This window comes from Plantactinospora alkalitolerans, from assembly GCF_015690345.1.
GTDB classification, from domain to species: domain Bacteria; phylum Actinomycetota; class Actinomycetes; order Mycobacteriales; family Micromonosporaceae; genus Plantactinospora; species Plantactinospora alkalitolerans.
Window position 1 is genome coordinate 20,749 of sequence record NZ_JADPUN010000157.1, and the last position, 6,378, is coordinate 27,126.

At 70.9% G+C, this 6,378-nt stretch carries 7 protein-coding genes; 5 read left to right on the forward strand and 2 right to left on the reverse strand.

All coding sequences use genetic code 11. The features are described 5' to 3' along the window. Positions 1 to 87: 87 nt before the first annotated feature. The 4 genes from dut (at position 88) to I0C86_RS16080 (ending at position 2,623) form a co-directional block, all read left to right on the forward strand. Positions 88 to 612 carry a dUTP diphosphatase gene (gene dut, locus I0C86_RS16065; protein WP_196202032.1) on the forward strand — a complete coding sequence of 175 codons (525 nt, stop codon included), beginning with the start codon at positions 88 to 90 and terminating at the stop codon, positions 610 to 612. 12 nt (positions 613 to 624) lie between these two features. After that, positions 625 to 1,371, forward strand: coding sequence for a DUF3710 domain-containing protein (locus tag I0C86_RS16070; protein WP_196202033.1), 747 nt, complete (start codon positions 625 to 627; stop codon positions 1,369 to 1,371). Positions 1,372 to 1,500: 129 nt separating this feature from the next. Next, positions 1,501 to 1,881 carry an OB-fold nucleic acid binding domain-containing protein gene (locus I0C86_RS16075; protein ID WP_196202034.1) on the forward strand — a complete coding sequence of 127 codons (381 nt, stop codon included), beginning with the start codon at positions 1,501 to 1,503 and terminating at the stop codon, positions 1,879 to 1,881. A 43-nt stretch (positions 1,882 to 1,924) separates the two neighbouring features. Further along, complete coding sequence (locus I0C86_RS16080; protein WP_196202035.1) at positions 1,925 to 2,623, forward strand: DUF3159 domain-containing protein; 699 nt, start codon at positions 1,925 to 1,927, stop codon at positions 2,621 to 2,623. A 16-nt stretch (positions 2,624 to 2,639) separates the two neighbouring features. Here I0C86_RS16080 and I0C86_RS16085 read toward each other — a convergent pair whose 3' ends face one another. Both I0C86_RS16085 and I0C86_RS16090 read right to left on the reverse strand, forming a co-directional pair. Beyond that, entirely contained in the window at positions 2,640 to 3,329 is a 690-nt protein-coding gene (locus I0C86_RS16085) for a potassium channel family protein (protein WP_196202036.1), read from the reverse strand. A gap of 1 nt (position 3,330) precedes the next feature. Then, positions 3,331 to 3,996 carry a potassium channel family protein gene (locus I0C86_RS16090; protein ID WP_196202044.1) on the reverse strand — a complete coding sequence of 222 codons (666 nt, stop codon included), beginning with the start codon at positions 3,994 to 3,996 and terminating at the stop codon, positions 3,331 to 3,333. A gap of 323 nt (positions 3,997 to 4,319) precedes the next feature. Between I0C86_RS16090 and I0C86_RS16095 the strand changes: the two genes are divergently transcribed. Next, positions 4,320 to 6,378, forward strand: a 2,059-nt coding sequence (locus tag I0C86_RS16095; protein WP_196202037.1) for an APC family permease, incomplete at its 3' end; no start/stop codon positions are given.

Here is a 6,378-nt window from a genome sequence, read left to right on the forward strand (position 1 = left end):
TGAGGGTACGGCGCGGCGGAACCGGTCGACCCGGCAGGATGGTGGCAGCACCGATGGATCGGCGAACCCTGGCAGGAGAGTGACAGCGTGACGTACCTGGTGCCCGTACCGATTCGGCGGCTCGACCCGGATCTGCCGCTGCCGGCGTACGCCCATCCCGGCGACGCCGGGGCCGATCTGGTGGCCGCCGAGGAGGTCGAGATCGCTCCGGGCGAGCGGCGACTGGTCCGTACCGGCGTCGCGGTGGCGCTGCCCGAGGGCCACGTCGGCCTGGTCCACCCCCGGTCCGGGCTCGCGGCCAGGCTCGGTGTGACGGTCCTCAACGCGCCCGGTACGGTCGACGCCGGTTACCGCGGTGAGATCCTGGTCAACCTGATCAACCACGACCGGGTCTCTCCGGCGAAGATCTCGCGGGGTGACCGGATCGCGCAACTCGTGGTGCAGCGGGTGGAGCGGGCGGAGTTCCAGGCCGTCGACGAACTGCCCGACTCCTCGCGTGGCGAGGGCGGACACGGTTCGACGGGCGGGCACGCCGGCCTGGTCGCCGCGCGTGATCCGAGTGGCAAGACCGAGGGGGCGAGCGCCCACCCCGCAGCCGTGAGCGGAAGGTAGCAGGTAAGCAAGATGATCTTCTCTCGAGGACGCGGCGGCGGGCGTCACGCCCGCGACGACCGGTCCGGTCGGCAGACCGCTGACACGCAGGACCTCACCGTCTCGGCCGAACCCGACGTTCCGCAGCACGGGCCGTACGACCTCTCGGAGGCGCCGACCGGAGTGCAGCGGCTCGACCTGGGCAGCCTGCACATCCCGGCGATCGGGGAGGTGGAGGTACGGGTCCAGGCCAATCCCGACGGCGCGATCCAGCAGGTCGTCCTGGTGTACGGCGAGAGCGCCCTCCAACTGGGGGTGTTCGCCGCGCCGCGTACGGAGGGCATCTGGGACGAGTGGCGGGAGGAGATCCGGACGTCGCTGGCGACCGACGGCGTGGTGGCCGAGGAGGTGACCGGCGACTACGGCACCGAGTTGCGGGCCCGGGTCAGCACCCCGGACGGCGGCCTGGCCGACCTGCGGTTCGTCGGCGTCGACGGCCCGCGGTGGATGATCCAGGGGGTCTTCCAGGGACGGGCCGCCAGTGACCCGGCCGCGGCCGGACCGCTGGTCGAGTGCCTGGACGGGCTCGTGGTCGACCGTGGCCAGGAGGCCAGGCCGGTCCGCGAGCCGCTGCCGCTGCGGCTGCCGCGCGATCCCGACGAGGCCGGGGCGACCACGGAGCAGCCCGAGGGATCCGCGACGACCGGCCCGCCGGTCAACGGCGTGGTCTCGGGCCACCAGACACCGCACCGGACCGACCCCCGGCGCCGGAACGCCTGACCGCCCACCGGCCGGGCCGGCTCGACCGGCCGGGCCGGGCCGATCCGGCGTACGCTTGCGGGACGGCTCCACGCGGGTCGTGACGAGGACGTGCCGGGTTCGGTGCGTCGAGGAGGGTGACACCGGGTCATGGCGACCGACCAGGGCCGAATCTCGTGGCGGGGGTTCCTGCAGCGGCTGACCGCGAGCGAGGCCGAGATCGAGGCGGAGGAGCTGCTCCGGGAGAGCGCCGAATGCGGCAGCACTCCGGCCGGGCAGTGCACCCGGGGTCAGGTGGTGTCGGTCTCCGGCCGGCTCCGCACGGTGGTCTACACCCCCCGGACGAACCTTCCGACGTTGGAGGCCGACCTCTACGACGGCAGTGACATCGTGACCCTGGTCTGGCTGGGCCGTCGGCACATCTCCGGGATCGAACCGGGCCGGCAATTGACCGCTCGTGGTCGCATGGCGGTACGCGATGACCGTAAAGTCATCTACAACCCGTACTACGAGCTGGAGTTGCCGCGGTGAGGTTGAGCCTGGGCGACGAGGGCCGCGACCGGAAGAAATCCACATGACCGCTGGACAGCCCCGAATCGACAAGACGGACGGCGGGCCGCACGCCGGCCGGTCGACCGACGACGAACAGCTCCCCAGCATGACCGAGCAGATGGCCGAACAGCTCGGTGGCTGGCGGGGGATGGTCGAGTCCAGCATCCCGGTGGTCATCTTCGTGGTGATCAACATCGTCGCCGAGCTGCGGCCCGCGGTGATCGCCTCGGTGGGGGTCGCGGTGGCCATCGCCGTCGTCCGGCTGGTTCAGCGCCGGCCGGTCCGACACGCGGTCAACGGCCTGTTCGGGATCGGCATCGGCGCGTTGATCGCCTGGCGGACCGGTGACGAGCGGGACTTCTACCTCCCCGGCATCCTCTACGGCATCGTCTACGGTCTCGTCCTGCTCGGCTCGGCCGTGATCCGCCAGCCACTGGTCGGCTGGATCTGGTCGATCATCGTCGGCGGCGGCCGCTCGGAATGGCGCGACGATCCACGGCTGGTCCGTACCTTCACCCGGCTCACCGTGCTCTGGGGCGTGGTGTGGCTGGCCAAGGTGGGCGTGCAGGCCGGGCTGTACCTGGCCGACAAGGACACCGCGCTGGGCATCGCCCGGCTGGCCCTGGGCTACCCGCCGTACGCGCTGCTGCTGGTGATCACCGTCTGGGCGGTACGCCGGGTGAACCGGACGCCGGCCGTACCCGCCACGGTCGGAAGCTGACCGCCGCTTCGCCGGTTCACTTGGTGTTGCGGGTCCGTTCGACGCTGTCCGGACCGAGCACGACCTTGCGGACCTCGTCCTCGACCTCGGCCGTGCAGACGAAGATCAGCTCGTCGCCGGCCTCCAACGGGTCGTCGGGGCTCGGCACGAGCACCCGCTTGCCCCGCAGGATGGCGACCAGCGCGGAGTCGCGAGGCAGCGGTACGGCGTGAATGGGGTGGCCCACGTACGGCGCCGTCGGCGGCAGCGTGATCTCGACCAGGTTCGCCTCGCCCTGCCGGAAGGTCATCAGCCGGACCAGGTCGCCGACGGTGACCGCCTCCTCGACCAGGGCCGCCATCACCCGGGGCTTGCTGACCGCCACGTCGACGCCCCACTGGTCGGTGAAGAGCCACTCGTTCTCGGCCCGGTTGATCCGGGCGACCACCCGGGGCACCGCGAACTCGGTCTTGGCGAGCAGCGAGACCACCAGGTTGACCTTGTCGTCGCCGGTGGCCGCCACCACCACGTCGCAGGTCGCGATGTCGGCCTCCTCCAGGCTGGCCAGCTCGCAGGCGTCGGCCAGGATCCACTCGGCGGCCGGCACCCGCTCCGGGCGGAGCATCTTCGGCTTCCGCTCGATCAGCATCACCTGGTGCCCGTTCTCGATCAGCTCCTGGGCGATCGAGCGGCCCACGTTGCCCGCGCCGGCGATGGCTACCCGCATGTCAGCGACCTCCTTCCGGCGGTGAGCCCGCCACCGTCGTCACCTGGTTGGCGATGTCGTCGGTGACCAGCATGGAGATCTGATCGCCCTCCTGGAGCACACTCGAGGCGATGGGCAGGGCGGCGATGCCGAACCGTGTCACGTACCCGACACGCGCCCCGGTCGCCTCCTCCAGCCCGCGTACCGGCCGGCCGATCCAGCCGTCGTGTATCGGCACCTCGATGATGGAAACGGTGCTGGTCGGATCGCGGAAGATCTCCACGTGTCCCTCGGGGACCAGGTGCCGGACGATCCGGTCGGCGGTCCACCGGACGGTGGCCACGGTGGGGATGCCGAGCCGCTCGTAGACCTGCGCCCGTTTCGAGTCGTAGATCCGGGCCACCACCCGGGAGACGCCGTAGGTCTCGCGGGCCAGCCGGGCGGAGATGATGTTGGAATTGTCGCCACTGGACACGGCGGCGAACCCGTCGGCCCGCTCGATGCCGGCCTGGCGTAGCACGTCCCCGTCGAAACCGGCCCCGGTGACCGTGATCCCGCCGAAGTCCGAGCCGAGCCGGCGGAAGGCGTCCGCGTCCTGGTCGATCACGGCCACCGAGTGGCCGCGCGACTCCAGGTTGTGGGCCAGGGTCGATCCGACCCGTCCGCAGCCCATGATCACGACGTGCACGTACGTCCTCCCGGTGATCACGTGACCGACCCGTCGGAGTGGGTGGGTTCACCGAAAGCGTGCCATGCGACCCGTCCCCGGTGGCGCCCGACCTCCCCGGCGGTGTGCCGTCGGCTTCGTCCGGGCCGTCAGGTCCGGCACCGCGGAGTCCGGTCGGGGCGCCGCGTAGTCCGGTCGGGGGGCACCGCGGAGTCCGGTCGGGGGCCGCAGCCGAGGCGTTCGGCGTCGCGCCCGCCGAGGAAGACGTCCGGTCGGGCGCCGCACCGGTGAAGATCGCCGCACCGGCCGGTCCGGGAAATCCGGCAGCCGTACCCTTAGCGGTTGTGGCCACACCCGCCTCGCTGCTGAAGCGCCTGCTCCTGGGCAGACCCTTCCGGTCCGACAAGTTGCAGCACACCCTGTTACCGAAGCGCATCGCGCTGCCGGTGTTCGCGTCCGACGCGCTGTCCAGCGTGGCGTACGCGCCGGACGAGATCCTGCTGACGCTGTCCATCGCCGGAACCTCCGCGTACCTCTTCTCGCCGTGGGTGGCCCTGGCGGTCGTGGTGGTGATGCTCACCGTGGTGGCGAGCTACCGGCAGACCGTGCACGCCTACCCCTCCGGCGGCGGCGACTACGAGGTGGCCACGGTCAACCTGGGGCCCAAGTTCGGCGTCGGCGTGGCCAGTGCGCTGCTGGTCGACTACGTGCTGACCGTCGCGGTCTCGGTCTCCTCCGGCGTGGCCAACCTTGGCTCCGTGCTGCCGTTCGTCTCCGAGCACCGGGTGGGGATCGCGGTGACCGCGGTCGTCGTGCTCACCTCGATCAACCTGCGCGGGCTGCGCGAGTCCGGCACCGCGTTCGCGATCCCGACCTACGGCTTCATCATCGTCATCGTCGGGATGATCCTCACCGGGCTGGTCCGGATCTTCGTCCTCGGACACGACCTCCGGGCGCCGAGCGCGGACCTGGTGGTCAGCGCCGAGCACGCCAACCTGACCGCCGCCGCGATGGCGTTCCTGCTGCTCCGGGCGTTCTCCTCCGGCTGCGCCGCACTGACCGGGGTCGAGGCCATTTCCAACGGTGTCCCCGCCTTCAAGCCGCCGAAGAGCAGGAACGCCGCCACCACGCTGCTGCTGCTCGGCACGGTCGCGATCGTGATGATCGTCGGCATCATCTGGCTGTCCCGGCTGACCGGCCTCCAGTTCATGGAGGATCCGGCCCGCCAGCTCCAACACGGGCCGGTCGACTACGTGCAGAAGACCGTGACCGTCCAGCTGGGCCAGGCCATCTTCGGCAACGGGACACTCCTCTACGTGGTCGCCGGAGCGACCGCCCTGATCCTCTTCCTGGCCGCCAACACGGCGTTCAACGGCTTTCCGGTGCTCGGTTCGATCCTGGCGCAGGACCGTTACCTGCCCCGCCAGCTGCACACCCGGGGCGACCGGCTGGCGTTCTCGAACGGGATCGTCTTCCTCGCGGTCACCGCGTGCCTGCTGATCATCGCCTTCCAGGCCGAGGTGACCCGACTGATCCAGCTCTACATCGTCGGCGTCTTCGTCTCGTTCACGCTCTCCCAGGCCGGCATGATCCGGCACTGGAACCGGTTGCTGCGTACCGAGCGGGACCCGGTCGCCCGGCGCCGGATGGTCCGTTCCCGGGCGATCAACGCCTTCGGGATGGGGCTGACCGGGGCCGTACTGGTGGTCGTCCTGCTCACCAAGTTCCTGCTCGGCGCCTGGATCGCGATCGCCGCGATGGCCGTCATCTACCTGATGATGCTCGGCATCCGCCGGCACTACGACCGGATCGCCACCGAACTGACCCCGGCCGAGGGCCGACCGGTACTGCCCGCCCGCAACCACGCCATCGTGCTGGTCAGCAAGGTGCACCAGCCAACCCTGCGAGCGGTCGCCTACGCCCAGGCCACCCGGCCGGACACCCTGACCGCGTTGACGGTCAGCGTGGACGAGGCCGACACCCGGGCGGTCCAGGTCGAGTGGGAGCGGCACGGGATGACGGTGCCACTGACCGTGATCGACTCGCCGTACCGGGAGATCACCCGGCCGATCCTCGACTTCGTCGCCTCCGCCCGCCGGGAATCGCCGCGCGACGTGGTCACCGTCTTCATCCCCGAGTACGTCGTCGGACACTGGTGGGAGAACCTGCTGCACAACCAGAGCGCACTGCGGATCAAGGGCCGGTTGCTCTTCGAGCCGGGAGTGATGGTGACCAGCGTGCCGTGGCAGTTGGCCTCGACCGCCCGGAAGAATCTGGACCGGTACGACGCGACGCTGCGTCGCGGACCCGCCCGGGGTCCACGCGGCGCCACCGTCGGCGGCCTGGTCACGCCACCGGCGCCGGGGAGCACCACCACGACCGCCCCGGCACGACCCCCGAGCG

Coding starts and splice junctions, on each gene's coding strand:
- I0C86_RS16070 (WP_196202033.1), top strand. CDS start 625: ATGATCTTCTCTCGAGGACGCGGCGGCGGGCGTCACGCCCGCGACGAC.
- I0C86_RS16075 (WP_196202034.1), top strand. CDS start 1,501: ATGGCGACCGACCAGGGCCGAATCTCGTGGCGGGGGTTCCTGCAGCGG.
- I0C86_RS16080 (WP_196202035.1), top strand. CDS start 1,925: ATGACCGCTGGACAGCCCCGAATCGACAAGACGGACGGCGGGCCGCAC.
- I0C86_RS16085 (WP_196202036.1), bottom strand. CDS start 3,329: ATGCGGGTAGCCATCGCCGGCGCGGGCAACGTGGGCCGCTCGATCGCC.